Origin of the sequence: Nonomuraea glycinis (assembly GCF_035920485.1) — a bacterium.
GTDB classification, from domain to species: domain Bacteria; phylum Actinomycetota; class Actinomycetes; order Streptosporangiales; family Streptosporangiaceae; genus Nonomuraea; species Nonomuraea glycinis.
In genome coordinates this window covers 1,945,224-1,971,982 of record NZ_CP109166.1, presented here as the reverse complement: position 1 = coordinate 1,971,982, position 26,759 = coordinate 1,945,224, and the positions used below count along the sequence as shown (strand labels likewise).

At 70.2% G+C, this 26,759-nt stretch carries 28 protein-coding genes; 11 read left to right on the top strand and 17 right to left on the bottom strand.

Annotated features, from left to right (window positions below; translation table 11 throughout):
* Window positions 1-32 precede the first annotated feature (32 nt).
* From OHA68_RS09095 to OHA68_RS09085, 3 genes are read right to left on the bottom strand one after another with little or no spacing between them, the layout of a single operon-like run.
* A complete protein-coding gene (locus OHA68_RS09095) occupies window positions 33-977 on the bottom strand; it encodes a DMT family transporter (RefSeq protein WP_327107209.1) in 945 nt (314 codons plus the stop codon).
* Complete coding sequence (locus OHA68_RS09090; protein ID WP_327107208.1) at window positions 974-1,966, bottom strand: N-acetylglucosamine kinase; 993 nt, start codon at window positions 1,964-1,966, stop codon at window positions 974-976. The genes OHA68_RS09095 and OHA68_RS09090 overlap by 4 nt, the downstream gene beginning before the upstream one ends.
* A gap of 26 nt (window positions 1,967-1,992) precedes the next feature.
* Window positions 1,993-3,147 (bottom strand): SIS domain-containing protein, encoded by a 1,155-nt coding sequence (locus OHA68_RS09085; protein ID WP_327107207.1) that lies wholly within the window; start codon window positions 3,145-3,147, stop codon window positions 1,993-1,995.
* Window positions 3,148-3,304: 157 nt separating this feature from the next.
* On the opposite strand from OHA68_RS09085, the gene OHA68_RS09080 reads away from it, so the two are divergent.
* The 3 genes from OHA68_RS09080 (at window position 3,305) to OHA68_RS09070 (ending at window position 5,888) form a co-directional block, all read left to right on the top strand.
* Complete coding sequence (locus OHA68_RS09080) at window positions 3,305-4,063, top strand: GntR family transcriptional regulator (protein WP_327107206.1); 759 nt, start codon at window positions 3,305-3,307, stop codon at window positions 4,061-4,063.
* A gap of 137 nt (window positions 4,064-4,200) precedes the next feature.
* Window positions 4,201-4,668 (top strand): RrF2 family transcriptional regulator, encoded by a 468-nt coding sequence (locus tag OHA68_RS09075; RefSeq protein ID WP_327107205.1) that lies wholly within the window; start codon window positions 4,201-4,203, stop codon window positions 4,666-4,668.
* A gap of 35 nt (window positions 4,669-4,703) precedes the next feature.
* Window positions 4,704-5,888, top strand: coding sequence for a globin domain-containing protein (locus tag OHA68_RS09070; RefSeq protein ID WP_327107204.1), 1,185 nt, complete (start codon window positions 4,704-4,706; stop codon window positions 5,886-5,888).
* A 141-nt stretch (window positions 5,889-6,029) separates the two neighbouring features.
* Here OHA68_RS09070 and OHA68_RS09065 read toward each other — a convergent pair whose 3' ends face one another.
* Both OHA68_RS09065 and OHA68_RS09060 read right to left on the bottom strand, forming a co-directional pair.
* On the bottom strand, window positions 6,030-6,185 hold the full coding sequence (locus OHA68_RS09065) for a hypothetical protein (RefSeq protein ID WP_327107203.1): 156 nt from the start codon (window positions 6,183-6,185) through the stop codon (window positions 6,030-6,032).
* A gap of 282 nt (window positions 6,186-6,467) precedes the next feature.
* A complete protein-coding gene (locus OHA68_RS09060; protein ID WP_327107202.1) occupies window positions 6,468-7,127 on the bottom strand; it encodes a TetR/AcrR family transcriptional regulator in 660 nt (219 codons plus the stop codon).
* Between the two features lie 98 nt (window positions 7,128-7,225).
* Here OHA68_RS09060 and OHA68_RS09055 point away from each other — a divergent pair, with 98 nt between their 5' ends.
* The 3 genes from OHA68_RS09055 to OHA68_RS09045 all read left to right on the top strand — a co-directional run bounded on the left by OHA68_RS09055 (window position 7,226) and on the right by OHA68_RS09045 (window position 10,442).
* Window positions 7,226-8,002 (top strand): alpha/beta fold hydrolase, encoded by a 777-nt coding sequence (locus OHA68_RS09055; RefSeq protein ID WP_327107201.1) that lies wholly within the window; start codon window positions 7,226-7,228, stop codon window positions 8,000-8,002.
* Between the two features lie 101 nt (window positions 8,003-8,103).
* On the top strand, window positions 8,104-9,060 hold the full coding sequence (locus tag OHA68_RS09050) for an SDR family NAD(P)-dependent oxidoreductase (protein WP_327107200.1): 957 nt from the start codon (window positions 8,104-8,106) through the stop codon (window positions 9,058-9,060).
* Window positions 9,061-9,221: 161 nt separating this feature from the next.
* Window positions 9,222-10,442, top strand: coding sequence for a glycosyltransferase (locus tag OHA68_RS09045; RefSeq protein ID WP_327107199.1), 1,221 nt, complete (start codon window positions 9,222-9,224; stop codon window positions 10,440-10,442).
* Window positions 10,443-10,461: 19 nt separating this feature from the next.
* Here the strand turns inward: OHA68_RS09045 and OHA68_RS09040 are convergent, their stop codons facing one another.
* Both OHA68_RS09040 and OHA68_RS09035 read right to left on the bottom strand, forming a co-directional pair.
* Window positions 10,462-10,896, bottom strand: a complete 435-nt coding sequence (locus OHA68_RS09040) for a PPOX class F420-dependent oxidoreductase (RefSeq protein ID WP_327107198.1) — start codon at window positions 10,894-10,896, stop codon at window positions 10,462-10,464.
* A gap of 100 nt (window positions 10,897-10,996) precedes the next feature.
* On the bottom strand, window positions 10,997-12,379 hold the full coding sequence (locus OHA68_RS09035) for a hypothetical protein (RefSeq protein ID WP_327107197.1): 1,383 nt from the start codon (window positions 12,377-12,379) through the stop codon (window positions 10,997-10,999).
* Window positions 12,380-12,422: 43 nt separating this feature from the next.
* On the opposite strand from OHA68_RS09035, the gene OHA68_RS09030 reads away from it, so the two are divergent.
* Window positions 12,423-12,992, top strand: coding sequence for a hypothetical protein (locus OHA68_RS09030; protein WP_327107196.1), 570 nt, complete (start codon window positions 12,423-12,425; stop codon window positions 12,990-12,992).
* Window positions 12,989-13,555 (top strand): hypothetical protein, encoded by a 567-nt coding sequence (locus tag OHA68_RS09025; RefSeq protein WP_327107195.1) that lies wholly within the window; start codon window positions 12,989-12,991, stop codon window positions 13,553-13,555. Before OHA68_RS09030 ends, OHA68_RS09025 begins: the two co-directional genes overlap by 4 nt.
* Here OHA68_RS09025 and OHA68_RS09020 read toward each other — a convergent pair.
* Window positions 13,546-14,721, bottom strand: a complete 1,176-nt coding sequence (locus OHA68_RS09020; RefSeq protein WP_327107194.1) for an FAD-dependent monooxygenase — start codon at window positions 14,719-14,721, stop codon at window positions 13,546-13,548. The genes OHA68_RS09025 and OHA68_RS09020 overlap by 10 nt on opposite strands.
* Window positions 14,722-14,847: 126 nt before the next feature.
* On the opposite strand from OHA68_RS09020, the gene OHA68_RS09015 reads away from it, so the two are divergent.
* A complete protein-coding gene (locus OHA68_RS09015) occupies window positions 14,848-15,336 on the top strand; it encodes a MarR family winged helix-turn-helix transcriptional regulator (protein ID WP_327107193.1) in 489 nt (162 codons plus the stop codon).
* Here the strand turns inward: OHA68_RS09015 and OHA68_RS09010 are convergent.
* Window positions 15,333-16,472, bottom strand: a complete 1,140-nt coding sequence (locus tag OHA68_RS09010; RefSeq protein WP_327107192.1) for a catalase family protein — start codon at window positions 16,470-16,472, stop codon at window positions 15,333-15,335. The two genes, OHA68_RS09015 and OHA68_RS09010, sit on opposite strands and share 4 nt — an antisense overlap.
* 17 nt (window positions 16,473-16,489) lie before the next feature.
* Window positions 16,490-17,821 (bottom strand): NAD(P)/FAD-dependent oxidoreductase, encoded by a 1,332-nt coding sequence (locus tag OHA68_RS09005; protein WP_327107191.1) that lies wholly within the window; start codon window positions 17,819-17,821, stop codon window positions 16,490-16,492.
* 122 nt (window positions 17,822-17,943) lie between these two features.
* Here OHA68_RS09005 and OHA68_RS09000 point away from each other — a divergent pair, with 122 nt between their 5' ends.
* Complete coding sequence (locus tag OHA68_RS09000) at window positions 17,944-19,986, top strand: sigma-70 RNA polymerase sigma factor region 4 domain-containing protein (RefSeq protein WP_327107190.1); 2,043 nt, start codon at window positions 17,944-17,946, stop codon at window positions 19,984-19,986.
* Between the two features lie 12 nt (window positions 19,987-19,998).
* On the opposite strand, the gene OHA68_RS08995 is transcribed toward OHA68_RS09000, so the two are convergent.
* Window positions 19,999-20,184: a zf-HC2 domain-containing protein gene (locus tag OHA68_RS08995; protein WP_327107189.1), complete on the bottom strand. Its 186-nt coding sequence runs from the start codon at window positions 20,182-20,184 to the stop codon at window positions 19,999-20,001.
* Complete coding sequence (locus OHA68_RS08990) at window positions 20,184-20,729, bottom strand: sigma-70 family RNA polymerase sigma factor (RefSeq protein WP_189142652.1); 546 nt, start codon at window positions 20,727-20,729, stop codon at window positions 20,184-20,186. Before OHA68_RS08990 ends, OHA68_RS08995 begins: the two co-directional genes overlap by 1 nt.
* Window positions 20,730-21,245: 516 nt before the next feature.
* Between OHA68_RS08990 and OHA68_RS08985 the strand changes: the two genes are divergently transcribed.
* Window positions 21,246-22,169: a MerR family transcriptional regulator gene (locus tag OHA68_RS08985; RefSeq protein ID WP_327107188.1), complete on the top strand. Its 924-nt coding sequence runs from the start codon at window positions 21,246-21,248 to the stop codon at window positions 22,167-22,169.
* A gap of 42 nt (window positions 22,170-22,211) precedes the next feature.
* On the opposite strand, the gene OHA68_RS08980 is transcribed toward OHA68_RS08985, so the two are convergent.
* The 5 genes from OHA68_RS08980 to OHA68_RS08960 form a co-directional block, all read right to left on the bottom strand.
* Window positions 22,212-23,642 (bottom strand): MFS transporter, encoded by a 1,431-nt coding sequence (locus OHA68_RS08980; protein ID WP_327107187.1) that lies wholly within the window; start codon window positions 23,640-23,642, stop codon window positions 22,212-22,214.
* A gap of 73 nt (window positions 23,643-23,715) precedes the next feature.
* On the bottom strand, window positions 23,716-24,204 hold the full coding sequence (locus OHA68_RS08975; protein WP_189142655.1) for a MarR family winged helix-turn-helix transcriptional regulator: 489 nt from the start codon (window positions 24,202-24,204) through the stop codon (window positions 23,716-23,718).
* 90 nt (window positions 24,205-24,294) lie between these two features.
* Entirely contained in the window at window positions 24,295-24,792 is a 498-nt protein-coding gene (locus tag OHA68_RS08970) for a hypothetical protein (RefSeq protein ID WP_327107186.1), read from the bottom strand.
* 95 nt (window positions 24,793-24,887) lie between these two features.
* Window positions 24,888-26,078 carry a CU044_5270 family protein gene (locus OHA68_RS08965; protein ID WP_327107185.1) on the bottom strand — a complete coding sequence of 397 codons (1,191 nt, stop codon included), beginning with the start codon at window positions 26,076-26,078 and terminating at the stop codon, window positions 24,888-24,890.
* Complete coding sequence (locus tag OHA68_RS08960) at window positions 26,075-26,644, bottom strand: RNA polymerase sigma factor (protein WP_327107184.1); 570 nt, start codon at window positions 26,642-26,644, stop codon at window positions 26,075-26,077. Before OHA68_RS08960 ends, OHA68_RS08965 begins: the two co-directional genes overlap by 4 nt.
* Between the last annotated feature and the right edge of the window lie 115 nt (window positions 26,645-26,759).

Sequence of the window (26,759 nt, the reverse complement as noted above, 5' to 3'; positions counted from 1 at the left end):
GCCGCGTCCCTGCCCGGGAACGGATGGCGAGGTCAGGGCTGGGCGGCGTCCGGCGACGGCGCTACGGCATCCGCGTTGCTGACCGACGCGTCGTCGTTGCGCTTCTCGTCGCTGTAGACCATCAGGGTCGAGCCGGCCAGGGCGAGCACGATGCCGATGGCCCCGTAGACCGACGGCAGCGTCTGGTAGACCGCCAGGGACAGCACGATCGTCAGGACCGGGGCGAGCGCGTTGGTGATGGGGGCCACGACCGCGGCCTTGCCCCGGCTGAGCGCCATCACCAGGAACAGCGCGCCGGCGGCGTTGAGCACCTGGGTCACCGCGGTCAGCGCGGGCGCCTGCCAGGGGGCGCCGCTGGGCAGGCCGCCCATCATCACCAGCGCCACGGGGATCAGCAGCAGCCCGCTGATCGTCATCCAGCCGAAGATGGTGCCGTCGTTGATGCCGAGGAGGGCGCCCTTGCGCATGAAGAACGCCTGCGCGCCCCAGGCCACGCAGATCACGATGGCCAGCGGCAGCCACGGCCCGGTCACGTCCGCCTCGCCGTCGCCGCCGGAGATGCTGAACAGGACGATCGCGGCCAGCGCGGCGACCGCACCGATGACGGCGAGCCGTTGGATCCGCTCGCGGAGCAGCGCCACGGCCATGAGCACGGTGATCACCGGGGACAGCGACACCAGCGGGAAGATCAGGTAGGCGGGGCCGTTCGACAGCGCCTGGAAAAGGAGCAACTGCCCGCCCGCGCCGGTGAGCCCGGCGAGCAGTCCGTAGACGGCTGCGACGGGCCGCCGGTCGAACCGGTTGCCGCGCAGCGCGAAGTAGGCGGGGATCAGCATGGTGAACGCCCAGATGACGTACACCATCTCGTTCGGGTAGCCGTACAGGCTGGTGGGGAGGTTGGAGAAGGCGCCCCACACGCCCCAGAAGACGACCAGCAGGGTCGCGTAGAGTATCCAGCTTCTCCTGACAGTGATCATGTGCCTTCTCCTTCTCCTGCGGTCGTGGGCACCGGGGTGGAGCGCAAGCGGTCGAGCGCGGACTGGTCAAGGGGGGTGCCGGCGAGTTTCGCCGCGTAGAGCGCGGCTCCGACGACGGGCTCGTACAGGGGGCGGCGCAGCTCGTAACCGGTCATGTCCCGGGTGAAGGCGCTGAGCACCGCGCGGGACTTGAACGTGCCGCCGGAGTACGAGACCGGTACGCGCTCGCCGGGCTCGAAACCGAGCTGGTCGCGAGTGGCGTGCACCAGCAGCGCGAGCTCGCGCCCGGCCTCGGACAGGATGGCGGCGGCGCACTCGTCGCCCAGGTCGGCCGCCTCGACGACCCGCGGGGTGAGGGCCGCGATGTCACCGCGGCTGCCGCGCCACTGGTTGAACACGACATCGATGACGTTGAGGTCCGACGCGAGGGCGAGATGCCGCCGGAAGACCTCGGCCAGCGGGCCCTCCGGCAGCCGGCCGTCGCTCATCCGGGAGAACGCGTTGAGGCCGCGGACCGCGATCCAGTACGCGGAGCCCTCGTCGCCGAACAGCTCCCCCCAGCCGCCCACGCGCACTCCGCGCCCGGCTCGTTCGCCGTAGGTCATCGAGCCGGTGCCGCTCAGGACGTTGATGCCGTCCGCCGCGCCGAGCGAACCGGCCCACCCGCACACCGTGTCGTTGTCGCAGGCGTAGCGGTCGTGGCCGAGCACGGCTCGCGGCGCGGCGTCCAGGACGGGGATGTCCCCGGGAGCCTCGCCGTAGCCCGGCAGGCCGAAGAAGGCGTACGCGATGTCGGAGGGCTCGATGCCCGCGTCCGCGCAGACCGAGGCGACGCCCTGTTCGAGGGCGCGCTCAACGAGGCCGATGCCTTCCGAGGCTTGCGAGAAGTAGTAGCTGCCGGCGGTCCGCGCCTGCCCGGCTACGTTCCCGTCCCGGTCGACCAGGCAGAAGGCGGTTTTGGTACCACCGCCGTCGACGCCGAGAAACATCGTGCCACCTCCGTGCCGCTGGACTGTCAGTGCTGGAACGGGTGCAGGATCACGCCGTGCACCACTCGGTTGACCTCACCGGAAGGGAACGGGTTGTCGGGCCGGACGCCCTGGAGCACGGCGGCCTTGAGGCCGATGAGCTGGGCATGGACGACCGCGGGCAGGGCCAGCGCCGCGTCCTCGAGGTCCCCGGCGCCGTCCAGCCGCCAGCTCGCCTCGTCCGTCGGGCCGCCGTCCCCGGCTTCGATCGCGATGACACTGCCGGGCGCCATGGTGGTGCGGAGCTCGGCGAGGATGTCCAGGTCGTACCGGCGGGTGTACGGGTCGTTCGACACGTACACGATCACGACGGCGCGCTCATTCAGTACGGCCTTCGGGCCGTGGCGGAAGCCCAGGGCGGAGTCGGAGGTGGCGACGATCGCGCCGCCGGTCAGTTCGAGCACTTTCAGTGCCGACTCCGCGGCCAGCGCCCGCAGCGCCCCGCTGCCCAGGTAGATGATCCGCTCGGGGGCGCGGGCCAGGAGCGCGTCGAGGTTCTCACCCAGGACGGTGTCATGCAGGACGCGCTCGGCCGCCTGGGCCAGCCGCTCCGCGACACCGGCATAGGGGGCGCCGCCTAGGGCGAGGAGGGCGGCGAGCGTCATCCCGGTGAAACTCGAGGTCATCGCGAAGCCGCGGTCGTTGGACTCGGGCGGCATCAGGAGCACGTACGAGGTGGTCCGGCCGGAATGCTCCCGGGCGAGCTGCCCCTGCTCGTTGCAGGTGATCACGAGGTGGTGCACCTCTGACAGGCACTGCTCGGCGAGCTCGGTGGCCGCGACGCTCTCCGGGCTGTCCCCCGACCGGGCGAAGGAGACGAGCAGGGTCGGGAGATCCTCGGCGAAGCAGCCTCGGGGGTCGGCGACGATGTCCGTGGTGGACACGGCGTCGACCCGCCGCCCGAGTCGCCGCGCCAGTGTCGTGGCCAGCAGTTGCCCGGCGAAACTCGAGGTGCCGGCGCCGGTGAGCACCACGCGCAGGTGGTCGCGGGCCACCAGCGGCCGGAGGAAGCCGTCGAGCGCGGCCCGGGAGGTGGCGACGATGCCGTCGATGTCACGCCAGACGCCGGGCTGCTGGGTGATCTCACGGACGGTGTCGTCGGCCCCGATGCCGCGAGCCAGGGTGCCGAGAAGGCCGGTCACAGAAACTCCTTTGTGGTGCTTTCACGCGCGATCGTGTGGTGCTCTCACCCGCGATCGCACCTCGCTGACGTGGTCGGTTCTTGACGCTGCCGACAAACTGGAACATTACTGGCCTGGTTTCTGGTCGTCAATGGTAGGGGACTGGTATGGTTCTGGTATGACTCCCTCTTTCCCGCAGGGCTTGTTGAGCGATGACGCGCTGCCCCGCTATGTCCAGGTCGCCGCACGGCTCTGGGCCGACATCACGGCCCGCGGCGCCAAGGCGGGGGACCGGCTGCCGTCGGAGCGGAGTCTGGCCATCCGGTACGAGGTGTCCAGGGACACGCTGCGCGCCGCCCTGGCCGAGCTGGCCAACCGGGGTCTGCTGGAGTCCGCCGCCGCCCGCGGCTGGTTCGTCACCCAGAACGACCAGCCCGTCACGCCGACAGGCGGGCACACGGTGGAGGGGTTCGCCGACTACGCCTTGAAGCACGGCCTGGCCACGCACAGCCGAGTGCTGGAATCGGTGACCAGGCCGGCGACCGTGAACGAGGCCGAGATGCTGCGCATCGGCCCGGGCAGCACGCTGTTCGAGATGCGGCGACTGCGGTTTCTCGACGGCCTCGTCGTCGCGCTGGAGCACAACCGGGTGCCGCTGGCGCTCTGCCCCAAGCTGGCCGACACCGACTTCACCGCCGCGTCGCTCTACGCCACCCTGCGAAGCGCCGATCCGCCGCAGCTTCCCCGGGTCGCGGACTACTCGGTGGGGGCACGGCAGCCCGAGGTCCGGGAGCGGGACCTGCTGGAGATCGACGACGGGACGCCGGTGCTGGTCGCCGAGCAGCTCACCTTCAACCAGGACCGGCGGCCGCTCGAGCTGACGATGCAGATCTACCGGGGGGACCGCTACCGCTTCCGGGCCTCCATCACCGACTGAAAGCGCGGACCGGAGGGGGCCATGGACGGATCCGCAGGCGCTGGACAAGGGCTTGGCCGCCGAGCACCTGCTCCTGTCCTCGGTGATCCGGGATCTGGCGGTTCGGTCGGCGGAAGGCGAGCGCCTACCGTAAGGGCATGCGCCTGACCGCCTTCACCGATATCTCGCTGCGGATCGTGATGCGCCTGGCCGTGGTGGACGGTGACGAGTTGCTGACGACGCGGGCGGTGGCCGATGCGCTCGCGGTCCCGTACACGCATGCCGCCAAGGCGGTGGCGCGGTTGAGTGAGCTGGGGCTGGTGGAGGCGAGGCGGGGGCGTGGCGGGGGGCTGCAGCTGACCGCGGCGGGGCGGGGTGTCACGGTGGGCTCGATCGCGCGCCGCCTGGAGGGCGAGCACGACGTGGCGGGGTGTGAGGATGCCGCGCTGCCGTGCCCGCTGCGGGCGTCCTGCCGGCTGCGTGGCGCGCTGCGGCAGGCGCAGGAGGCCTTCTACGCCTCGCTTGACACGGTCACGGTCGCCGCGCTGGTGGCCGAGCCGGCCGGGGCGATCTTACTCGGGCTGCCGGCTCCTCCCCGATATGGGGTCGGCGGACCGCGCGCTTAATGTGCATCACAGATACCAATTATCTGGAGGGTCCCATGCTGTCCGAGGAAAGCGCCGAGATCATCCGTGCCACCATCCCGGTCGTGGGCGAGTCGCTCGACACGATCGCCACCCGGTTCTACGAGATGATGTTCAGCGACCGCCCCGAGCTGCTCGACGGGCTGTTCAACCGCGGCAACCAGCGCAGTGGCGAGCAGCGCAGGGCGCTGGCCGGGTCCATCGCCTCGTTCGCCGGGGCGCTGCTGGACAACCCGCACGAGCGCCCCGACGCCCTGCTGACCCGCATCGCGCACAAGCACGCCGCCGTGGGCCTCACCGAAGACCAGTACGTGATCGTGCACAAGTACCTCTTCGCCGCCATCGCCGAGGTGCTCGGTGAGGCCGTCACACCGCAGGTCGCCGCGGCCTGGGACGAGGTCTACTGGCTGATGGCCGGCGCGCTGATCGCCATGGAGGCCCGCATCTACGCCCAGGCGGGCGCGATCGACGGTGACACCTGGCGGCCGTGGCGGGTCGCCGAGCGCCGCGAGGAGACCGCCGACGTCATGTCGCTCGTGCTCGCGCCCATCGGCGACGAGCCCGTCCCGCCCGCACTGCCCGGCCAGTACGTCAGCGTCCGGGTGCGCATGCCCGACGGCGTACGCCAGCTGCGGCAGTACACGCTGTCCGGGCACGGCACGGACGGGCTGCGGCGGATCACCGTCAAGCGGGTGCGCGGCGAGGGCGCCCCCGAGGGCGAGGTGTCCAACCTGCTGCACGCCACCGTCAAGGAGGGCGACGAGCTGATCCTGTCGGCGCCGTTCGGGGACGTGACGCTGGCTGGCGGCGAGGCGCCGCTGGTGCTCGCCTCGGCCGGCATCGGCTGCACCCCCATCACCGCGATGCTCCACCACCTGGCCGACACCGGCAGCACCCGCCGGGTGCTGCTGCTGCACGCCGACCGCTCCGAACCCGCCCACGCGCTGCGCCACGACATGGAGTCGCTGACCGCCGCACTGCCCAACGGCGAGAAGATCTTCTGGTACGAGGACGGCGAGCGCGGCAGGGTCGGCCGGATCGACCTGGCCGAGGTCGAGATCCCCGCGGGCGCGGTCGCCTACCTGTGCGGGCCGCTGCCGTTCATGCGGGAGGCACGGACCCAGCTCATCGATGGGGGAGTCGCGCCGCAGGACATCCACTATGAGGTGTTCGGGCCTGATCTGTGGCTCGCGGCCTCCTGAAGCGGCCCACGACCGGCCACGCTGGTGACCTCCAGCGTGGCCCGCGGGTCCCGGCGCAGGTTCGCGGTCTTGGCCCTTCCCTCGTTATGGAGACATGGATGACTTCGGCCGCCGGGTAGCCGCCGCTCCGCCTGAGGGCGATCATTTCTTGTGCCTGCGGAGCTCGCCCGTCGCCACGTCGACCTCGTAGACGTGGTCGGTCGAACCGCCGCGGACCAAGAGGCGGTCGTTCTTCGACCAGTCGAGGGCGGCAGCGAGGTCATCGTCGTCGGGAAACCGGGGAACGACACTCGACACCTAGCTCGTGAAGCCCTAGAGGCTTGCTTGAGCCGTGTGCGGTGAAAGTCGCACGCACGGTTCTGAGGGGGCCGGGACGCAGCAATGCGTCCCGGCTACCCGACTCCGCAAGCCCCAGCGGGTCACCCTGCACTCATGGAGCTTCGCTGAGCACGCCGACGTCAACGCGGCCCGCAACATCGCCACCCGCGGCGTCGCGGACTGGGCAGTGAGTCACGCTGCCGACGACGCGGCCTGAACCGTCAAAGCCATCGACGGCGAAGAGCTGCAAGCTCGGTCCCTTCAGGACCGAGAAGCTGACGTCCGGTAGGCGGCGAGGAACACGCGTACTCCCTCGTCCGCGAAGCGTTGCAGGTCTGTGGGGGTGTGCTGCAGTTCTTCGTCGAAGAACATGGCCTTGTCCATCGGCTGGGCCAGGATCAACCAGGCGAAGTGGCCGGCGGCCATGGACGGGTCGTCGATCCGCAGCAGCCCCCGGCCGGCGAGCTTCCGGAAGGTCTCGGTGAAGGCGTCGATCGTGCGCCCCGGCGCCCGCTGATAGTAGTCGCGCGCGACCGCCGGGAAGCGGCCCGCCTCGGCGATGAGGAGTCTGCGCAGCTGCAGCGTTCGCGGTTGGATGACCGCGGTGATGTAGCGGCGGGCGAGCTCGCCCAGATCCTTCTCCAGATCCTCGGTGCCGGCGAACTCGGTGACGACGTCGGTGAAGTCGCCGACCCGCTCGGTGGCGCCGATGATGATCGCGCTGAAGAGCTGTTCCTTGTCGGTGAACTGCTTGTAGACGGTCTGCTTGGACACCGCGGCCAGGGTGGCGACCTCGTCCATGCTGGTGCCCTGATAACCGTTGCGCAGGAACAGCTCGGTGGCCGCCTCCATGATCGCCCTGCGCTTCCGGGCCGAGCGGCCTTCCTCTGGGGGTGGGCTCGTCCGTGTCAGGTCAGTCATGTCCGCTCCTCTTCTCTCGCACTCAATCTAGTACTAGACGGGTCAGTACTCAAACGGGTACTGTACGGTCCAGTACCGAAAAGCGAAAGGAACCCCTCATGAACAAGGTCATCTCCACCGACGGCACCTCCATCGCCTACGACCGGACCGGTGCGGGGCCGGCGGTCATCCTGATCGGCGGCGGCCCCACCGACCGGTCGATGAACGCGCCGGTGGCAGATCTGCTGGCCGGTGGTTTCACCGTCTACAACTACGACCGGCGTGGCCGGGGCGAGAGCGGCGACACGGCACCGTACGCGGTGGAGCGTGAGCTGGAGGACCTGCGGGCTCTGATCGCCGAGGCCGGCGGGACGGCGATGGTGTACGGCACCTCCGGCGGAGGGTTCCTCGCCATCCGCGCGGCGGCGCACGGCCTGCCCATCACCAAGCTGGCGCTGTGGGAGGTCCCCTACATCCTCCCCGGCACCCGCCCGGCCGTGCCCGCCGGCTATCGCGACCAGCAGTTCGCGCTGCGCGAGCAGAGCCGTTACGGCGACATGCTGGAGTTGTTCTTCCTGGAAGCGGTGCTCATGCCGGCGGAAGTGGTCGCCGGGATGAAGGCCAGCCCGTTCTGGGAGGGTATGGGGGGCACCGCGCCCGCCTTGGCCTATGACGCCGAGCTGGCCGGTGACTTCGCCCTGCCCGCCGAACAGCTGGCCGCCCTCACCGTCCCCACGATCGTGATCGACGGCGGGACCATCCCGTGGGTCAGCGCCGCCGCCGAGGCGATCGCCACCGCCCTGCCCGATGCGCGGCGCCACACCCTGACCGGTCAACCGCACAACGTCGACCCAGCGGCCATCGCCCCCGCCCTGGCCGAGTTCTTCGCCGCCTGAAAGCGCGTCAATATGCTCCGCGCTTGTCGAGAGAAGTGGGCGATCGACTCAGGTGGAAGGCTGTTGACCTGGACTGCGGTCCAGCACCTAGGTTGCCGTCCATGACACCGCAACGAGCAATCAGATCCGGCTTCGGCGCCCGGAGCACCGTGGACGACGTCCTGCGCGGGGTCGACCTCTCCGGGCGGCTCGCCGTGGTCACCGGCGGCTACTCGGGACTCGGGCTGGAGACGACGCGTGCGCTGGCCGGCGCGGGAGCCCGCGTTGTCGTCCCCGCCCGGCGACCGAAGGACGCGCAGTCGGCGGTCGAGGGGATCGACGGTGTGGAGGTCGACGAGCTCGATCTGGCCGACCTCGACAGCGTCCGTGGGTTCGCCGATCGCTTCCTGGCGTCGGGCCGCGACATCGACATCGTGATCAACAACGCCGGCGTCATGGCCTGCCCTGAGACGCGGGTGGGTCCCGGTTGGGAGGCGCAGTTCGCCATCAACCACCTCGGCCACTACACGCTGATCAACCGGCTCTGGCCGGCGATCGAACGCGGCGGGGCGAGGGTGGTCTCCGTCTCCTCCGGAGCTCACGGGATCACCGGCATTCGCTGGGACGACGTGCAGTTCGAGCGGGGATACGACAGGTGGCAGGCTTACGGGCAGGCGAAGACGGCCAACGTGCTGTTCGCCGTGCGGCTCGACGCGCTCGGTCGCGAGGCGGGAGTGCGGGCGTTCGCGGTGCATCCCGGCAGCATCCTCACCCCGCTGCAGCGCCACCTGCCGAAGGCGGAGATGGTCGCCGCAGGATGGATCGACGAGAACGGCGACCCGGCCGATCCCACCTTCAAGACGCCCGAGCAGGGGGCGGCGACGCAGGTGTGGGCGGCGACATCCCCGCTTCTGGCGGGTATGGGCGGTGTTTACTGCGAGGACTGTGACATCGCGGAGCCGGCCGGTGCAGACGGCGGGGTGCACGGCCATGCGACCGATCCGGGCGCGGCGGCGCGGCTGTGGGCACTGTCGGCCGAGCTCACCGGCGCCAACGCCTTCGGAAAGGTTCGGGCCTGACCTTGTGGCCCACGACTCTCCTCGCCACTTTCAACGTATAGCGGAGAGGGGGACTTGCGGCAAGCCCCCGGTGCTCCCGCACAATCGGGGGCCGTGGCCGGAAGAATCGCTGGTCGGATGCGTATCCGGGCCCACACTCACGCCGTACGAGAGGAGTTCGGATGCGCGTTCTGCTGTCCACCATCGGGACACGTGGTGACGTTCAGCCGTTGGTGGCGCTGGCCCTGGAGCTGCGGGATCTCGGGCAGGAGGTTCACCTGTGCGCGCCCCCCGACTTCCGGGCCTGGATCGACGGCCTCGCCCTGCCCGTCACCCCCATCGGGCCTCCGCTGCGCACCGGTTCGCGTTCGCAGGCGGCCCCGTCCCCGCCCTCTCCCCAGCAACTGCGGCAGTTGGCGCGGGACTCGGTCGCCGCGCAGTTCGAGACGGTCGCGGCGGCGGCCAAGGGCTGCGACGTCATCGTGGCCGCGACCGCCCTGCAGGTGGCGGCTCGCTCCGTGGCGGAACTGATGGACATCCCGTACGTCTTCGCCGCGTACTGCCCGGTGGTGCTGCCCTCGGCACACCACGCGCCACCCGTATCGCCCGTCCCGGGACCCCCGACGACCGACAACGGTGAGCTGTGGGCCCGGGACGCGGCGCTCTTCAACGGCGCGTTCGGCGACGCGCTCAACGCCCATCGGACGTCGGTCGGCCTGGATCCGGTCGATGACGTGCGCGGCCACATCTTCACCGACCGGCCCTGGCTGGCCGCCGACCAGGCGTTGGCGCCCTGGCCCGAGCCGACGGCCGGCGAGGTCGTACAGACGGGCGCCTGGATGCCGCCGGATCGGCCCGCGTTGCCCGCCGAGTTGGTGGCCTTCCTGGAGGCCGGTGAGCCACCTGTCTATTTCGGCTTCGGCAGCAGCGCGGGCGCTCCGGAAGGCGTCACCCAGGCAATGATCGAATCGGCCCGCGCACTCGGGCGGCGCGTGATCGTGTCGCGCGGGTGGGCTGGCCTGTCACCGGACGAGGACGCTCCCGACTGCCTGTCCATCGGCGACGTCAACCACCAGGCACTCTTCACGCGGGTCGCGGCCGTCGTCCACCACGGCGGAGCGGGCACCACCACCACGGCCGCGCGAGCCGGGGCACCCCAGGTGATCATCCCTCAGGCGTACGACCAGTACTACTGGGCGCGACGGGTCGACCGGCTCGGGATCGGCACCGAGCACCCACAGGCCACGCCGACCGCCGGCTCACTGGCCACGGCCCTGGATCGAGTCCTCCAGGCCGATGTGGCAGCCCGCGCCCGAGCCGTCGCCGCCACGGTACGCACCGACGGGGCCCGGGTCGCCGCACGACGCTTGATGGCCGGAGACGGCTCGACGGGTCATCCATGAGGCCTCCGGTGGCACACGGTCAGCGGATCCTGGCGCCGTACACGTGGTCGACCGTCATCGTCATGAGCACCCTGCGCTCGGACACCATCGCCGCCCGGTACTCCGCCCAGTCCGGGTGCTCGCCGGCGGCGCGGCGGTAGTAGGTCACCAACGCCTCGACCTCGGGTCCGTCGGGGTCGGTGCCCGGACCGGTGAGTGTCGCGACGCCCTCGGCGGTGGCCCACGACCAGCCGTCGGGGCCGGTGACCTCCAGCGTGGCCCGCGGGTCCCGGCGCAGGTTCGCCGTCTTGGCCCTGCCCTCGGTGATCGAGACATGGATGACTTCGGCCGCCCGGTCGTAGAAAGGCATGACGGGGGAGAGCTGGGGGCGGCCGTCCGCCTTGATCGTGGCGAGAACGCCGAGCCGGCTCTCCGCGAGCAGCGCGCGGGGGTCGAACTCTGTCGTCATGGTCATACTCCTGTCAGCCGGCGGAACCGCTCGATCATCGCCGTCGGATTCGTACGGCGCATCGGCTGCTCGGTGAGAGGCTATTCCCGGTGTCGCCCGAAAGCGATCAATTCCGGTTTCTGCGGAGTTCTCCCGTCGCCAGGTCTACTTGGTAGACACGTTCGGTCGAGCCGCCGCGGACCAGGAGGCGGTTGTTCCCCGACCAGCCGAGGCTGGCCTCGATGTCATCGTCGTCGGGGAACCGGGGCACGACACTCGACACCTTCTCGCCGGTCGCCACGGTGAAGGTGTCGACGCGGCTCCAGCCTCGGATGATCACCAGTTGGCGGCCGTCCGGCCGGAGGTCGTACAGGTCGGAGGCTTCTCCGAAGGGGAGGCTCAGCCGCGTCGTCCCCCGATGGTCGACCACGAGCACCTGGGTCGGCGTCGTGGCCACGGTTCCGCCCGTGTTGAGATCGTGGACTCGCCGGACGCCGGGAATCGAGGTCGTGGCCCAGGTCTTGGTGTCGGTGATCGTCGCGCCGTCCCTGGTGAGCGCGACGTACCTGCTCTGGCCGTGGAAGGCGAGGGTGGGCAGCGCGCTGTCGGCCAGGCTGCCGGTGAGCGGGTGCACGCCCGCCGCGTCCTGGTACACCATGCGGCGATCGCGTTTCGTCAGGTAGACGACCGCCTTCTTGTCGGGGCTGCGGGCGAACGGCGCCGCCTGCGGCGCGCCGCCTTTCTTGATGACGTACGGCGCGGCCTGGGGGAACGGCTCCCCGTTCACCCGCCACGAGCGGCACGGGGCATCCACCTGATCGACCCACGCGCAGGTGGGCTTCTTGTAGGTGTCGACCGTCATGAATGCGGCCATGCTCTCGGAGAACGTCATGGGCATCGTGTATTCGTGCGCGTCGTCCTTCGGCGGTTGCCACGGAGCGAGCAGCGCGCTCGACAGCACGATCGCGGTTCCCGAAAGGTAAAGGGCCCGCGACGACCAGTGGTCGAGGGCGAGCTCGGCGCGTGCGATGTCGTCCGACGGCTCGGGGACCGCGCTCAGTTTCCGAGCCGCGAGTGGTACGGCCGCCGCCACGACAATGCCGATGACGGCATGGGCCAGAAACGCCGGAGTGACACCCTGATTATCGAGCGCATAACCACCCGCCACCACGGCGCCGAGCAGACCGAGCAGCCATGCCCCTCGATACATGGTCATGTCATCGCGCATATGAAAAATCCGGGCCGGTAGCCGTACGTCACGAAAAACGGAAACGGCGCACCAGCCCAGGACCAGATACAACGGATCGTTGGTGAGGCCGGTCAGCGGCGCGGTGGGCACCAGCGCGAGCAGCCGCCATCGGCGCAGATCGGCGAAGTGGGCGACGATCCGGTGGGCGTTGGTCTCGGTGACGGAAAGGCCCGTCAATTCGGCGAACCTGGTGAGCTGTTCCCGGGTGACCGGCATGGCTGCCACCAGAATGGCGATCAGGGCGGCCGCCCAAGCGATCATCGCAGGTATCGTCACGAGGTGCCACCATATATGGTTCCCTATCGTGACTTCGGACGATATTTGGCAGCAATTCGGTGTCGCTGGTTGGCGTACCTATCGGACGCGATTACGGGCTGTGATCTCCGGTTGTCTGACGCTCGTGGTCATCGCCGTGTCGTTGTGGTGGTCGGGGGCGGTGACCCCGCACATCCGCTGGGAAGTCGCCGTTTTCGCCCTTTATGCTGATGTGGATAAAAATGGTGTCCTGTCCACGAATATCTATATCGATGTGGAGAACGAAGGGCTGGCCCCGTTCACCATCACCGGTATCTCCATGGCAATTCCGGGCATCCGCCTGCTGCCTGCCGAGGCGCGAGAGGATGCCTCGGTCACTGTGCCGTCCGGTGGCATGGAGACCCTGTCGAGGAGGCTGGTCATCACCGACTGCGCCGCGGTGCCCCACGAGCCCCAGCCGATCCACTTCACCTACACGACCTGGCTGGACTCGGGGGCGGCGGAGGTGACCTGGGGTTCATGGTGGCTGGAGGGCTTCGGCGAGCAGATTCCGCTCGCCTGGCAGCGAGGTCTCGCCGCCAAGGTGTGCAATGGCGCGGTGAGTTCCGAGTGGCTATGACCGGCGACGACGACCTGCCCGGAAGCCTGCGACCCGTCACGAAGATCGCCGCCGGCATCGGTTTCGCGTTCGCCCACTTCCACGTCAACGGCTTCGACCTGCTGATCGACCCCGTCGGCTGGTTCATGTGCGCGGCCGGCCTCGCTCAACTGCGGCGATCCCCCACCGACCCCTTCGGCCGGGCGGGCACCGCCGCCGTCACCATGGTCTGCGTCTCGCTGGTCGCCCTGCTGGCCGAGGGGGCGCGTACGAGCAGCATGCTGGAGAGCTCTCTCGCGCGCCTGAGCGGCTTCGCCGACACGGTCGGGGCCTTGATCACCGTCTGGTTGATCGTGGACGCCGTCCTCAGGCGGATCCGCAGCTCCGAAGCCCATGCCAAGCTCACTCTGATCGACGTGCTGCGCTGGCTGATGGTCGGCCTGAGCGTGCTGGGCCTCATGGACGGATACCGCCCCGTCGACTTCGGCGCCGAGGTCGGCGTCGCCTGGTTCGCGGCCACAGCGGCCCTGGTCATCACGCTCTACAGCGTGGGGGACCGGCCGTGCCTGGTCGGTTACGGGTAGTCGGGGAGTTGGAGTGAGGAGTTGACGGCTCGGCCCTCGTCGCCGGACGGGAGCGACGGGCCGAGCAGGGCCTGGTTGCGCAGGGCCAGGTCTTCGGCGGTGCGGGGCAGCAGGGAGGCGCGGCCGCTGAAGGCGAGGGCCTGGTTGCTCTCGACGAACTTGCGGGCGGCCTCGTCGTAGGCCGCGAAGGCGGCCGTGTGGTCCGGCCGGGTGGCCAGTTCGCCCGCGAGGAGGTAGGCGCCGACCAGGGCGACGCTCGTGCCCTGTCCCGAGAAGAAGGAGGGGGCGTAGGCGGCGTCGCCGACGAGGGCGACCCGGCCGTTGGACCACTGCGGCATGTGGATCTGGCCGCCGACGTCGAAGAAGAGGTCGTCGGCGGTGCGCATGGCGGCGAGCAGGCGTGGAATCTCCCACTGGTCGTCGGCGAAGACCGAGGCGACCAGGTCGCACTGGGCTCTGGGGTCGCGGAAGGCGTGCAGGGGCGGCTCGTCCTGGTAGAAGGTCATGATGGCCAGCACGTCGTCGCTGTCCTTGACCCCGTAGAGCACGGCGTTCCGGCCCGGGGTGTTCCAGCAGAGACCTTCCCGCGAGAGCCCGAGCTCGTTGGCCATGCTGAATCCGGCGAAGCTGCAGCCGAGGTAGTGGTGGTAGTCCTCCTCCGGGCCGAAGGCCAGGCGCCTGGTGTTGGAGTGGATGCCGTCGGCGCCGACGACCAGGTCGAAGGTGCGCCGCGTGCCGCTGTCGAAGGTCACGTCCACGCCGCCGTCGTGGTCGTGGAGGGTGGCGATGGAGTCGCTGAAGAGAAACTCGACGTCGTCGCGGACGGTGCCGTACAGGATGTAGGCGAGGTCCTGGCGTCGCACTTCGAGGTCGCGGCCTTCCACGCCGCCGGTCAGCGTCTCGGGCCTCATGGCGTGCACCGGCTTGCCGTCGGCGTGCAGGAAGGTGATCTTACGGGTGTCGACGTGGGCTTCGCGGAGCTGCGGCAGCACGCCCATGCGCCGGACCACGTCCAGCGCGGTGCCGCGGATGTCGATGGGGTAGCCGCCGCTGCGGATCGCGTCCGCCTTCTCCACGACGGTGACCTCGAAGCCGTGGCGATGAAGCCAGTAGGCCAGGGCGGGGCCCGCGATGCTGGCGCCGGAGACGAGAACTTTTCGCTTCATGCGTGCTCTCCTGTCGGTGCGTACCTTAGGTATCTTTGTTTGACGCGCGCAAAGCTCTTCGCGTGTCTGATCAATAGCACGACTATATACCTAACTTAGGTATGTATGTACAGCAGGGGAGTCGCCATGAACGAACAGGAGCAGGGGAGCGCCGGGCCTGACCTGCTGTCGGAGCTGCTGCCACGGCTGACGAATCTCGGTGCCATCCTCAACCGAGGCCACCTCATCGAGCACGCCCTCGAAGCCGCCGGTGTCCCCCTGGAGCGGCCGGCCATGTCGGTGCTCATCACGGTGCACCTGGCCGGCCGGTCGCTGCGGGTAGGCGAGATCGCCGCGCGGATGGAGGTCGTCGGCCCGCACGTCACGCGGCTGGTGAACGACCTGGAGAAGCGAGGGCTGGTCAACCGGGTCGCCGACCCGTTCGATCAGCGGTCGCGGCTGGTCGAGCTGACCGCCGAGGGCGCATCGGCGACCGAGCGATATCTACGCTTCATCATCGGCTGGTTCACCGGCGTCCTCGCCGACTGGCCCGAGCAGGACCGCCAAGATCTGGGCCGGCTCCTCGGACGTTTCGCCGACGACATCGCCGTCCATCTGGCGGCCCTCGCGGACTAGCCGGGCGGAGCCGAAGGGCCGCGCCACCGCAGCACGTCGCAAGGGTGGGCCGGTTCCCGTACCGGCTGGTGGTTGATCTTCCGGCGGAGAGCGGCCGAGCGGGTGTAGATGTCCCTGCGCACCCGGTTGATCTCACCCAGCGGCACGTGCTTCTCGCGGGTACGCCACGGGTTGATGGCGGTCGCGTCGGCGGCCTCCAGGTTGGTGGCGGCCGAGATGTCCTGCTGGGGGATGGACAGCCGGGCGACGGGGACGAACGGCGACTCCGACACCGGCCACTCGACGGAGGCGTTCTCGACCGGCATGCGCGTCAGGTCGGTGCACAGCTGCGCCTCCAGCACGAACTCGTGCGCCCGCTCGCCGGTCTCCGCCACCAGCGTGTCCCGGAACGGCTCGTCATCCTGGACCGTGTTCACCTCCCGGTGCACGACGGCCGCCGCGGTCGCCTCGGTGGGGCGTACGCGCAGCTTGGCGATGTAGTCGCCGTGCCGGAAGGCGCCCACGCTCCAGTAGGTGTAGAGGTAGAGGTTCTGGCGGCCGAGATCGAGGATCGACAGGAAGGAGAGCAGCTCGTCCCACAGCCAGTTCTCCAGCTCCGCCGTCCCGCCGCTGGTCAGCAGCTCCTGCAGGAAGTGGTTACGGAGCAGCGGCGTGCTCATGGCGTCGGGCAGGGTCTCGATCAGGCGCTGGATCGTGAGGTAGTCGTGGGCGGTGTTGGCGAAGAACGTCGGCGTGTTGAAGAACACCAGGTCCATCGTCTGCGCGTCGTCGTCCTCGTCGAGCGTGGAAGGCCCCCGTACACCGAAGAGCTTCAGGCCCAGCCCGCAGATCGGTCCCAGCAGGCGGTCGGCCCTGATGTGCGCCACGCCGTTCGAGTAGCGCACGACCGCGTCGTAGCCTCGGGGCCGGGCGAAGATGCCCTGGGCGTACGCGCGGGGCAGGTCGCCGAGGATCTCCAGCCGCGCGCGCACGATGCCGTGGGACTCCGCGTGGGCGCCGCGGATGGCCCGGCCGCCGCCTTCGGTGCGGGTCTTGCTGCGCATGATGGCCTCCATCTCGGCGACGAGGCGCTTCTCGGTCGCCTCGAAGTCGGGGGGCAGGCTGTCCACATACGCCGTCAGGGGAATGAATGACATCGGTACTCCTGCCATGGTCAGTTGATCGCCCGCAGGACGCGCTGCACGAAAGCCGGGTCCTGGAGCGCCTCGGCCTCGTCCATCAGGCTGATCAGCCGGACGACGGTACGCGCGACCTCCTGGTCACGGGAGGCGGCGAGGTGCACCTGGGCCATGAAGGCGCCGGCCTGACGTGACTCCTCGGTCTGCGTGCCCTCCATCTCCAGGTAGCGCATGTCGCCCCCGACCACCACGCTCCACGGGGCCTCGTTGATCCGCGCGGCCTGCTCGAAGAAGCGCGGGGCCAGTTTGGCCTCCCCGCTGCCCAGGCACTCGGCCAGCAGCGCCGCCTGCAGCGCCGAGACCGTCATGCCCTGGGCGTAGACGGGGTTGAAGCTGCAGATGCCGTCCCCGATGACGAGATAGCCCTCGGGGAAACGGCCGAGCAGCTCGTAGCGCCGCCGCTCGCTCGCCGGGAACCGGTAGGGGACGGCCTCGCCGATCGGCTCGGCGTCCCTGATCACCTCATGAATGTCGGGTACGGGCAGCGAGGCGGCGAAGCCCAGGAACCCCTCCAGGTCCAGGGGCGGCGTCTCGTCCAGGTAGCTGCGCAGGGTGACCAGCCAGCGGTCGTTCTCCTGCGCGATCATGACGCCCCCACGCCGGATGTCGTCGGTCTGGTTGATCACGACGGCCATGTCGCCGTTCACGTCCTGAGGACGGCGGCGGAAGTGGCGGGTGGCGTAGCGCAGCCCGACGCGTACCCGCTCCTGGGCCGGCGCCTCGTACCCGAGCTCCACGAGCCAGGCCGGCCCCCGCGCGGCCCGCCCCGTGGCGTCGATGACCAGATCGGCGTCGAGCGGCCGCTCCTTGCCGCCGAACCGGCTGGAGGTGACCCGCGCCCCGACCACCCGCTTGCCGGTCGAGTCGGAGATGAGCCCGGTGGCCTCGTGCTCCTCGAGCAACTCGACGCCGCTCAAGGCGCGAACCCGGTTGCGTACCAGGCCCTCCAGCAGCGCGCGGCTGCCCATCAGGGCCATCAGGCCGCTCGGCGCCTGCCGCAGGAGCAGCCCTTCGTTGTACCACCGGCCTTGGCCCTGGATGTCCGCGCGCAGCCCCCCGTGCGCGACCATCTCGTCGTCCAGGCCGGGGAACAACTCGGCCACCACCTCGATGCCCCGGGCCAGCAGCGAGTGCGCGTGCCGGCCATGGGTGACCCCGCGCCGGTCCGCGATGGTGAGCGGCAGCGGATCACGTTCGACGATCGTGACGGAGTCGAAGTGGGTCGTCAGGACGCGGGCCGCGAGCAGGCCGGCCATGCCGGCCCCCAGTACGACGGCATGACGCCGTCCCCCCGATGGTGAGTGCATTGATACTCCCCCTTGTGAATGGAATGTCCGGCGCAAAGCCTGCGGCCGGCCGCCGTTCACCCGACAGGTCATCGGCTGTCCACGTCTGCTCACTTCCGCCGGACCCGCCGTAAACTCCCGCTATGGGGCATGGGGATCATCAGGCCACCACGCCCCGGCTGGCCGGGCGGCTGCGGGCGGCGCGGGACCGGGCCTTCGCGGGGCGCGCGGGAGAGCTGGCGTTGTTCCGCGAGGCGCTGGCCGGGAGCTCCGGCAGCTGGGTGGTGTTCTACCTGCACGGCACCGGCGGCATGGGCAAGTCCGCGTTGCTGCGGCGCTTCGCCGACGAGGCGCGCGCCGCCGGGCGGCCGGTGGTGGAGGTGGACGGGCACACCGTGGCCCCGGTTCCGGACGTGTTCGAGGCGGCCGCCGCCACCGCGCTCACCGGCCGTGATCCGGTGCTGCTGATCGACGGGTTCGAGCACTGCCAGGGCCTGGAGGGCTGGCTGCGCGAGCGTTTTCTGCCCCGCCTGCCCGCCGAGGCCCACGTGGTCGTGGCCAGCCGCCGGCCGCCGGACCCGTCCTGGGCGTGCGACCCTGGCTGGGCCGGCGCACTGCGGGTGACGACCCTGCGCCCGCTGGATCTCGAGGACTCCGTCGAGCTGGTTCGCGCCCGGGGCATCCCGGCGGCGCTGCATCGGCCGCTCATCGACTACGCGGGCGGCCACCCGCTGGCGCTCTGCCTGGCCGCCGAGGTGGCCGCGCGCGAGGGGACCTGGACGGCGCCGTCCCATGACCTGATCGCCGCACTGCTGGGCAAGCTGGTCGGCGAACTGCCCTCCAGCGCGCACCGGCAGGCGTTGGAGGTGTGCGCGCACGCCCGCACCACCACACAGCAGCTGCTGCGCGCGGTGCTGCCCGGCGAGGACACGGACGCGCTGTTCGACTGGCTGCGCGCCCAGCCGTACCTCGAAACCGGGCAGGACGGCCTCTACCCGCACGATCTGCTCCGCGAGGCGCTGGACGCCGACCTTCGCTGGCGCGACCGTGAGGGGTACGAAATCATGCACCACCGCATGCGCGCGCACCTGCTGAGCCAGGTGCCGGCAGCGTCGAGCCGGACCCTGCTGCCGGCCGTGGAGGCCGTCAAATACCTGCACCGCGGCGGTGACGTCACCCGCGAGTTCTTCACCTTCGCCACGGACGGCTCGGTGTCTGAGGACACCGTCCGCCCCGGGGACCGGCCCCATCTCCTGGAGCTGGCGGCCAAGGCCGAGGGTGAGGAGTCCGCGGCCCTGGTGGACTTCTGGCTCGGCCGCAGGCCCGAGGCCTTCCGCGTGCACCGGCGCTCCGACTCCGGCCGGCCTGAGGCGTTCCTGGCCTGGCTGCGGTTCACCACGCCCGACGAGGCCGAGCTGGCGGCGGACCCGGTGGTCGCGGCCGCCTGGCAGCACTGCCGGACGGCCGGGCCGTTACGTGGCGAAGAGCACCTGGCCGTCTCCCGTTTCATGATCGACCCGTCGGCGTACCAGCGGCCGTCCGGCATCATGGACCTGATGCTGCACCGGGCGGTCGCGGAGTTCCTGCTCCAGGATCGGCTCGCCTGGACCTACATCACGTGGACGCGCCCCGAGTTCTGGGGGCGGCTGATGACATACTCCGACCACCATCCCGTCCCCGGCAGCCCTGCCGTCGGCGGTCTCCGCCACACTCTGTACGCGCACGACTGGCGGGCCATGCCGCTGGCCGACTGGCTCGCCTTCACGGGCGCCGAGGAGATCTTCGGCCCACGGGAGAAGCAGCCGGCCGCGCCGCGCCGTCCGGTGTACGAGGTGCTGTCCAGGGCCGAGTTCGACACCGAGGTGCGAGACGCGCTGCGCGTCATCCGCCGCCCTGACGCCCTGGCGGCGAGCCGCCTCACCCGCGCCAGGCTCATCGCCCGATCCGACGCCGGTCAGGCCGCCGAGGCGCTGCACGAGCTCCTGACGGACGCCGTCGACGCCCTGCGCGAGGATCCCCGCCAGGCGGACCTCCACCGGGTCGTCGCGGTCACGTTCTTCCACAGGGTGCCGACGCAGGAGGCCGCGGCGGCTCAGCTCGGTCTGGCCTTCAGCACCTACCGCAGGCGGCTGCGCCGCGCCCTGGAGCACATCACCGATCAGCTGTGGTCCCTGGAGACGGGCTGAGCCGGGCCGCGGTCAGCGGGACCGGTCGTCCTCCGATGCCGAGGGCAGGTGCTTCAGCTCATCGAGCTGGTCGGGGACCTCGACCAGCCTCTTGAGCTCCGCCTGGCATGCCGTGCACGTGTCGAGGTGGCGTTCGAACGCTTCGTTCTCGTCCTCATCGAGGACACCGAGAACGTAGGCGGCCACCTCCTCGTGCATTACCCGGCTACCCCCTTGTCCCGCAGCACCTCGCGCAGCGCCCGGATGCCGTAGTAGAGCCGGGACTTCACCGTGCCCGGCGGAATCCCCAGTATTTCCGCCGCTTCACTTATCGTACGGTCCCGAAGGTAGGTCTGCTCGATGACTTCGCGGTGTTCTTCGGTGAGGCTGCGCAGCGCGTCGGCGACCACGATCGCCGACAGGGATCGCTCGGCTCCGTCCGGGACGGCCAGCACGTCGATCTCGGGCGCCTCGACCTCCATCGGCCGTACGCTCCTGCGCCGGCGCCCGTCGATCACGATGCGGCGGGCCACGGTCAGCAGCCATGCCCAGATGAGGCCGGGCTCCCACTGCAGTCTCGCGGAGTTGCGCCAGGCCCTGACGAGCGTCTCCTGTACGACGTCTTCGGCCCATTGGAGATCGTTGCCGGTCGACCTGCGTATATGGCGCAGCAGAGGGCCGCCGAACTCCCGGTAGAGCTCCGCGATGCGGTGCTCCGCCTCGGCGTCAGCACTCTCGAACGTGCGGTCCAGGTGAAGTAGCACGGGGCATATCTTTACACCTTCGTTATCCGTCCGGTAGGCACTCCGATAACTCCGGTCATTTCTGACTATTCAGACTATGGCGGGAACCGTTCCGGTCTGCTTCGCGTCTAATAGGGTTTTCGGACATATAGTATTGAACCACCCAATCATACGGAAAGATCGCTACTTCCGGGCAATGCCTCGGGCTGGACGCCGGGCCGGTGAGGAATAGCTCTGGCGTCGGAGCCGGGCGGTATAGGAAGATTGCCGGAATTGGCGAAGCCAGTCGCAGGGGGATGTCCCGATGCGAGGCAGTGGCGGTGAGCGTGGCCTTCAACGTGTCGGCCGCCGGCTCAGGAAGGCGGCAAAGATCGGCGCACGGGTGTTGAGGCCGCCATGATGGACAGGCGATATGAGGCCGATGCGCTTCCGTGATAGGGACCGCGGCGAGAATGCCGTCGAATAGATACGTCGCGTGGCCGTACACGTGCTCTGAGGAGTTGCACCTCCAGCAGGGGGAGGCGCGAAGGTGGGGGCATGGACGGCGAGACGCTTTATTCGATCGGTGACCTGGCGCGGCGGACCGGGCTGACGGTCAAGGCCATCAGGTTCTACGCCGATTGCGGTCTCGTGCCGCCGACCACCCGTAACCCCGCCGGCCATCGCCTCTACGGCATCGACGCCGTCGCCCGCCTCGATCACGTGCGAACACTGCGCGATCTGGGTCTGGACCTGCCCACCGTCCGCAAGGTCGTGGACCGGGAGATCTCGCTCGCCGAGGTCGCCGCGGCGCACGCCGAGGCGCTGGCGGTGCAGATCCGGACGCTGCGGCTGCGGCGGGCGGTGCTGACGGCGGTGGCCAGGCGCGGGTCCACCCCTGAGGAGATGGATCTCATGCACAAGCTGGCCAAGCTGTCGGAGGACGAACGCGGGCGGCTGATCGCCGACTTCCTCGACGCCGCCTTCGGCGACCTGGGGGCGTTCGCCGGGGCCAGGCGTTCGATGACCCCCGAACTGCCCGACAACCCCGAGCCTGAGCAGGTGGAGGCCTGGGTGGAGCTGGCCGAGCTGGCCCAGGACCCGGACTTCCGCGCCGCCATGCGGCGGATCGCCGAGCAGCATGCCGAGAGCGCGGGCCCCGGGCCGCGCCGCGACTTCGCCGCGGTGGTGCGTGACCGGGTCGGACCGGCTCTGGCGGCCGGCGTCGACCCGGTCTCACCTCAGGCGGACGCGGTCGTCGCGGCGGTCACGGAGGAGTACGCGCGCCTGTCCGGCCGCCCCGACGACGCCGATCTCCGCCGCCGGCTGCTGACCCGGGTGAAGACGGCGAACGATCCTCGCAGGGAGGCCTATCTCGAGCGGTTGGCCGTCATCAACGGCTGGATCGCCCCCGAAAGTCTGGCCCCGGTCTTCACCTGGTTCACCGAGGCCGCCGAGCCTCGGCCCGCCTCGGCCGCCTGAGGGAGACCAGGGTGATGGCGAAACCACCGGCGGGCGAAGCTGCTAGCGGGTCTCGGCGCGCCTCGGCTGCCGGAGGACGACCAGGGTGACGGTGAAGGCGGCCACGAGCAGGGCGGCGGCGATGGTGAAGGCCAGGCGGTAGCCGCCGGTCAGCGCCGCCGCCTCGCCGCTGCCCGCGGCGAGCAGCCCCTCGGTGCGCGAAGCCGCCAACGTGGACAGTACGGCGACGCCGAGCGCCATGCCGATCTGCTGGGTGGTGTTGAACAATCCGGACGCGAGCCCGGCGTCGTCCGCCTTGGCGCCGGACATGCCGAGCGCCGTCATCGCCGGGAGCACCAGCCCGCCACCCGCGATGAGCAGCATCACCGGCAGCAGATCGGTGACGTAGTCGGCGTGCACCGGGACGCGGGTGAGCCAGCCCATCGCCCCCATCAGCAGCAGCAGGCCCGCCAGCAGGACGGCCCGCTCGCCGAAGCGGGTGTTGAGGCGGGCCGAGACGAACAGGGACACGCCGCCGATGGACACCGCCGCGGGCAGCATCGCCACGCCGGTCGCGAGCGCGCCGTACCCGAGGACCTTCTGCATGTAGAGGGCGACGATGATCTGGAAGGCGAACATGGCCGACAGCGTCAGCATCTGGACCACGTTGGCGCCCGAGACGTTGCGCGAGCGAAGGATCCGCAGCGGCATCAGCGGTGTCCTGGCCCGCGCCTGGCGGACGAAGAAGGCGGCCAGCAGGGCCACTGACACGGCCCCGAGGCCGAGCGTGTGCCCGGCGAGCCAGCCGTACTCCTCGATCTTGACGACCGTGTAGATGCCTGCCATCAGCCCGCCGGTGACGAGCACCGCGCCGAGCGCGTCGGCGCCGGCGGCGAGCCCGGCCCCGCGCTCGTCCGGCAGCGCCCGGACGGCCAGCGCGATGGTGGCCAGCCCGATCGGCAGGTTGATGAAGAAGATCCAGTGCCAGCTGAGCAGGTCGGTGAGCACCCCGCCGAGCACCTGGCCGATGGAGGCCCCGGCGGCCCCGGTGAAGCTGAACACGCCGATCGCCTTCGCGCGCTCCGCGGGGCCGGTGAACAACGTCACCAGGATGCCCAGCACGACGGCGGAGGCCATGGCGCTGCCGACGCCCTGGACGAACCTGGCGAAGATCAGCATGCCGGGCCCGGTGGCGAACCCGGCCAGCAGGGAGGCCGCGGTGAAGACCGCGTTCCCGGCCAGGAACATGACCTTGCGGCCGATGAGGTCGCCCAGCCGGCCGGCCAGGAGCAGCAGCCCGCCGAAGGCGATCAGGTAGGCGTTGACGGTCCAGCTCAGCCCGGCGGGCGAGAAGCCCAGATCCTGCTGGATGGCCGGCATCGCCACGGTCACGATGCTGCCGTCCAGGATCGTCATCAGCATCGCGGCCGACAGCACGACGAGCGCGAGCCGGCGGGAGTCGGCTCGCGGCGGGGATGGTGCGGTGTACGACATGGTCGTCTCCTGTTCAAAGAGGAACAGAAGAGACCGTAACAGATAGTTTTGTTACAGACGATCCCCGGCGGATCTATTTCGTACGATGCCGCGACCGGCGCGCCGACTGCGGGGCCTCCACGGGAGTGGCCAGATGTCCCGTGACGAGCCGGTTCATGGCCCGGACGAGCACCTCGGCCTCGTCGTCGGGCAGCGCGGCCAGCGCGGCCCGGTGCACGCCGTCGACGATCTCCTGGCTCTGCCTCGCCGCCTCGGCGCCCTTCTCGGTGACGGCGATGATGCGGGCCCGCCGATCCGTGCTGGACGGGCGGCGCTCGGCGAGCCCCGCCTTCTCCAGGGCGTCGACCGTGACCACCATCGTCGTCTTGTCCATGTCACCGATCTCGGCGAGCTGGATCTGGGTGCGCTCGGCCTCCAGGGCGTGCACCAGCACGCAGTGCATGCGTGCCGTCAGGCCGATCTCGGCGAGCGCCGCCGCCATCCGGGTTCGCAGGACGTGGCCGGCGTGGTCCAGCAGGAACGACAGGTCCGGCTCTGTGCGGGCTGGTGCCATGGCGGTCATGCCCTCAGCCTAGCAACTAGGTCCGTTCTGGATTATCCACCGCATCCGTGCAGCTCGGAAGGGACGCCGCCCGGAGCGTCCCTTCGAGGGTTACTTCGACAGGTAGAGCGTCTTCCAGGTGCCCGCGTACAGGCAGTTGAGCGACGGCTTGGCCGCCCTGCCCTCGGCGCAGACCTTGAGCTCCACCTGGTAGACGTCGGGATGGGTGAACGAGTACGACTTGGCCGTGCGGTAGGAGCAGTCCCTGATGCTGCGGTGCTTGTGGGGCAGGTTGTTGCCGTTGGCCTTGTAGGTGATCCGGAAGACCGCCCAGCCACAGGTCGACCTGTCGCGGGTCCAGTCGTACAGCTTGCCGGTGATCTTCACGGTGTCGGCGGTCGGGAGGTCGCCGTGGTCCTCGCCCACGGCGACCAGGGAGCCCACCGTCTTGGCCCGCTTGCCGGGGGCGTAGTAGGGGCCCCACACGCGGGCCGTCTCACTGGCGGAGACCGTGTCGGACGGAGTGGTCGCGGCCTGGGCGGCGGCGGGGGCGATCGAGACGAGGGCGGCGACGGTGGCGAGGACGGCGAGGGGGCGGGTGATCGGCATTGAAGCGGTCCTTTCCTGCGGAGATGCCCGTACTGTCGGATGGACCGCTTTCATCCTCCTTTCCAGCCGGTGTCACGCCGCCTTGCAACGCCTGATCAGGGCTTGCTGTCGGTCCAGCCGGCCTCCAGCACGGCCGTCGAGTTCCAGACGGTGCCCGGCTCGAAGGCGGCCTGGTAGCCGCCGGGCTTCACCACGACGCTCTCGTTGGCCAGCGCCCGTCCGGTCGCCTGGTCGAAGATCAGCCGGTTCTCCAGGACGCCGTCGTACTTCTTGGCCGGCGCCTTCTTCTTGACCTTCTGCTTGATCGCGACCGCCGTGCCCTGCCGTCCTTCGGCGTCGGTGACGTTCTCGATGACCTCGACCGTGTCGAGGTCGGCGAGCATCCGGAAGGCGGCGCCGCGCACCTGCGGCGTGACCGGCATGTCGGTGATCAGCCCCGCGCTCACCGTGAACAGCCAGATGTCCGCCGACATCGGGTCACTCGAGGATTCGGTGCTGTGGCCGCCGTAGGAGCGCAGCAGCCACGCCTTGAGCTCGCCCGGGTCGGAGGGCAGGCCACGCAGGTCCTTCATGGTCACGTTGCGGCCCAGCCAGAACACCTTGTCCCCGTCGGTGAGCGGCGCGTGGCCGGTCTCGGCGGGGCGAGGGGAGGTGGACAGCGTTATCTCGTCCGACTTGGCCGGTATCTCGACCGCGATCTCGGTCGGGGATCCGGCCTGCCGCCACGCCGCCTCGTCCGCTTCCGTCGCGGGTCGCGCGTCCAGCGTCTGGGTGCTGCTCCACTGGTCGGTGCCGGTGGCCCTGGGCGTCCAGCCCTCGATACGCGATCGGTCCCAGACCAGGTAGCCGCCGTGTACGGCCTTGTACAGCGTGCGGCTCACCGACGCCGTGTGCCAGTAGGCGGCGGTTCGGTTCGGCTGGCGATCGGCGTTCTCGGCGGCGGCCAGCAGGACCTCCCTTGCCGACAGCGTCACCTTCGGCGCCGCCGTGGACGGCGTGGACGGGGTGGCTGTGGACCGGGTGGGTGCGGGCAGCGTCACGTCGGGTGCGGGCGGGGTGCTGCCGCCGGTGCCCGTCACGACGACGGCCGCCGCCGCCACGGCCACGGCGCCGGCCAGGCTGACGCCCCACACCGGCCGGGTCCTGCGCCTCGCGCTGCGCCTCGCGCGCGCCTGCCGGGGCTGCGACATGGCGTAGGAGAGCTCCGCCGCCCTGGTGCGCTCGTCCACCGGCACCTCACCCAGGTGGGCGGGCCGGGCGGCCCGCAGCTCGTCGATGGGGTTCATGACCACTCCTCCTTGAGGTTGCGCACGTGGGGACGGGCCGGCGGGGGCGTTTCCATCGCCTGTCCGAGCCGTTCGCGGGGACGGGGTGGCGGGGGCGTTTCCATCGCCTGTCCGAGCCGTTTGCGGGCCCGATGCAGCCGCACGCGGAAGGCGGCCGACGAACAGCCGACGACCCGGGCGGCGTCCCTCGGGGTCAACCCCTGCCACGCCACCAGGACGAGGATCTCCCGGTCGTCCTCCGGCAGCTCGGCCAGCGCGCGCAGCACGCCCATCCGCTCGGTGACCTCGTCGGCCACATCGCCCTCGGTCCAGGCGCGCAGCTCCGCCCCGAGCGCCTCCCGCCGCGCCTGCGCCCGGACGTTGTCACGCAGCACGTTGCGCGCGACCCCGAGCAGCCACGGCAGGGCCGGCTCCGGTACGTCCTCCAGCCGCCGCCAGGCGATGGCGAAGGTCTCACTCACCACTTCGTCCGCCACCTGCCGGCCCGCACGACTGACCACGTACGCCCACACACGTTGCCGGCACTCGTCGTACATGCCGGTGAACCGGTGCTCATCATCCGTCACCGCCCCGCCCCTTCGTCCCGGATGCGCTCTTCTGACACCAGGTAGTGGTCCGAGACATCCCGTTGTTACGCGGAAGACGGCTTTCGTCCGGCTCCCGCCTCGATCCGGCGATCAA

Bases quoted from the DNA above. Each gene is read 5' to 3' on its own strand.
- OHA68_RS09095 (WP_327107209.1), bottom strand. From the start codon at position 977: ATGATCACTGTCAGGAGAAGCTGGATACTCTACGCGACCCTGCTGGTC.
- OHA68_RS09090 (WP_327107208.1), bottom strand. From the start codon at position 1,966: ATGTTTCTCGGCGTCGACGGCGGTGGTACCAAAACCGCCTTCTGCCTG.
- OHA68_RS09080 (WP_327107206.1), top strand. From the start codon at position 3,305: ATGACTCCCTCTTTCCCGCAGGGCTTGTTGAGCGATGACGCGCTGCCC.
- OHA68_RS09075 (WP_327107205.1), top strand. From the start codon at position 4,201: ATGCGCCTGACCGCCTTCACCGATATCTCGCTGCGGATCGTGATGCGC.
- OHA68_RS09070 (WP_327107204.1), top strand. From the start codon at position 4,704: ATGCTGTCCGAGGAAAGCGCCGAGATCATCCGTGCCACCATCCCGGTC.
- OHA68_RS09060 (WP_327107202.1), bottom strand. From the start codon at position 7,127: ATGACTGACCTGACACGGACGAGCCCACCCCCAGAGGAAGGCCGCTCG.
- OHA68_RS09055 (WP_327107201.1), top strand. From the start codon at position 7,226: ATGAACAAGGTCATCTCCACCGACGGCACCTCCATCGCCTACGACCGG.
- OHA68_RS09050 (WP_327107200.1), top strand. From the start codon at position 8,104: ATGACACCGCAACGAGCAATCAGATCCGGCTTCGGCGCCCGGAGCACC.
- OHA68_RS09045 (WP_327107199.1), top strand. From the start codon at position 9,222: ATGCGCGTTCTGCTGTCCACCATCGGGACACGTGGTGACGTTCAGCCG.
- OHA68_RS09040 (WP_327107198.1), bottom strand. From the start codon at position 10,896: ATGACCATGACGACAGAGTTCGACCCCCGCGCGCTGCTCGCGGAGAGC.
- OHA68_RS09035 (WP_327107197.1), bottom strand. From the start codon at position 12,379: ATGATCGCTTGGGCGGCCGCCCTGATCGCCATTCTGGTGGCAGCCATG.
- OHA68_RS09025 (WP_327107195.1), top strand. From the start codon at position 12,989: ATGACCGGCGACGACGACCTGCCCGGAAGCCTGCGACCCGTCACGAAG.
- OHA68_RS09020 (WP_327107194.1), bottom strand. From the start codon at position 14,721: ATGAAGCGAAAAGTTCTCGTCTCCGGCGCCAGCATCGCGGGCCCCGCC.
- OHA68_RS09015 (WP_327107193.1), top strand. From the start codon at position 14,848: ATGAACGAACAGGAGCAGGGGAGCGCCGGGCCTGACCTGCTGTCGGAG.
- OHA68_RS09010 (WP_327107192.1), bottom strand. From the start codon at position 16,472: ATGTCATTCATTCCCCTGACGGCGTATGTGGACAGCCTGCCCCCCGAC.
- OHA68_RS09005 (WP_327107191.1), bottom strand. From the start codon at position 17,821: ATGCACTCACCATCGGGGGGACGGCGTCATGCCGTCGTACTGGGGGCC.
- OHA68_RS09000 (WP_327107190.1), top strand. From the start codon at position 17,944: ATGGGGCATGGGGATCATCAGGCCACCACGCCCCGGCTGGCCGGGCGG.
- OHA68_RS08995 (WP_327107189.1), bottom strand. From the start codon at position 20,184: ATGCACGAGGAGGTGGCCGCCTACGTTCTCGGTGTCCTCGATGAGGAC.
- OHA68_RS08985 (WP_327107188.1), top strand. From the start codon at position 21,246: ATGGACGGCGAGACGCTTTATTCGATCGGTGACCTGGCGCGGCGGACC.
- OHA68_RS08980 (WP_327107187.1), bottom strand. From the start codon at position 23,642: ATGTCGTACACCGCACCATCCCCGCCGCGAGCCGACTCCCGCCGGCTC.
- OHA68_RS08975 (WP_189142655.1), bottom strand. From the start codon at position 24,204: ATGACCGCCATGGCACCAGCCCGCACAGAGCCGGACCTGTCGTTCCTG.
- OHA68_RS08970 (WP_327107186.1), bottom strand. From the start codon at position 24,792: ATGCCGATCACCCGCCCCCTCGCCGTCCTCGCCACCGTCGCCGCCCTC.
- OHA68_RS08965 (WP_327107185.1), bottom strand. From the start codon at position 26,078: ATGAACCCCATCGACGAGCTGCGGGCCGCCCGGCCCGCCCACCTGGGT.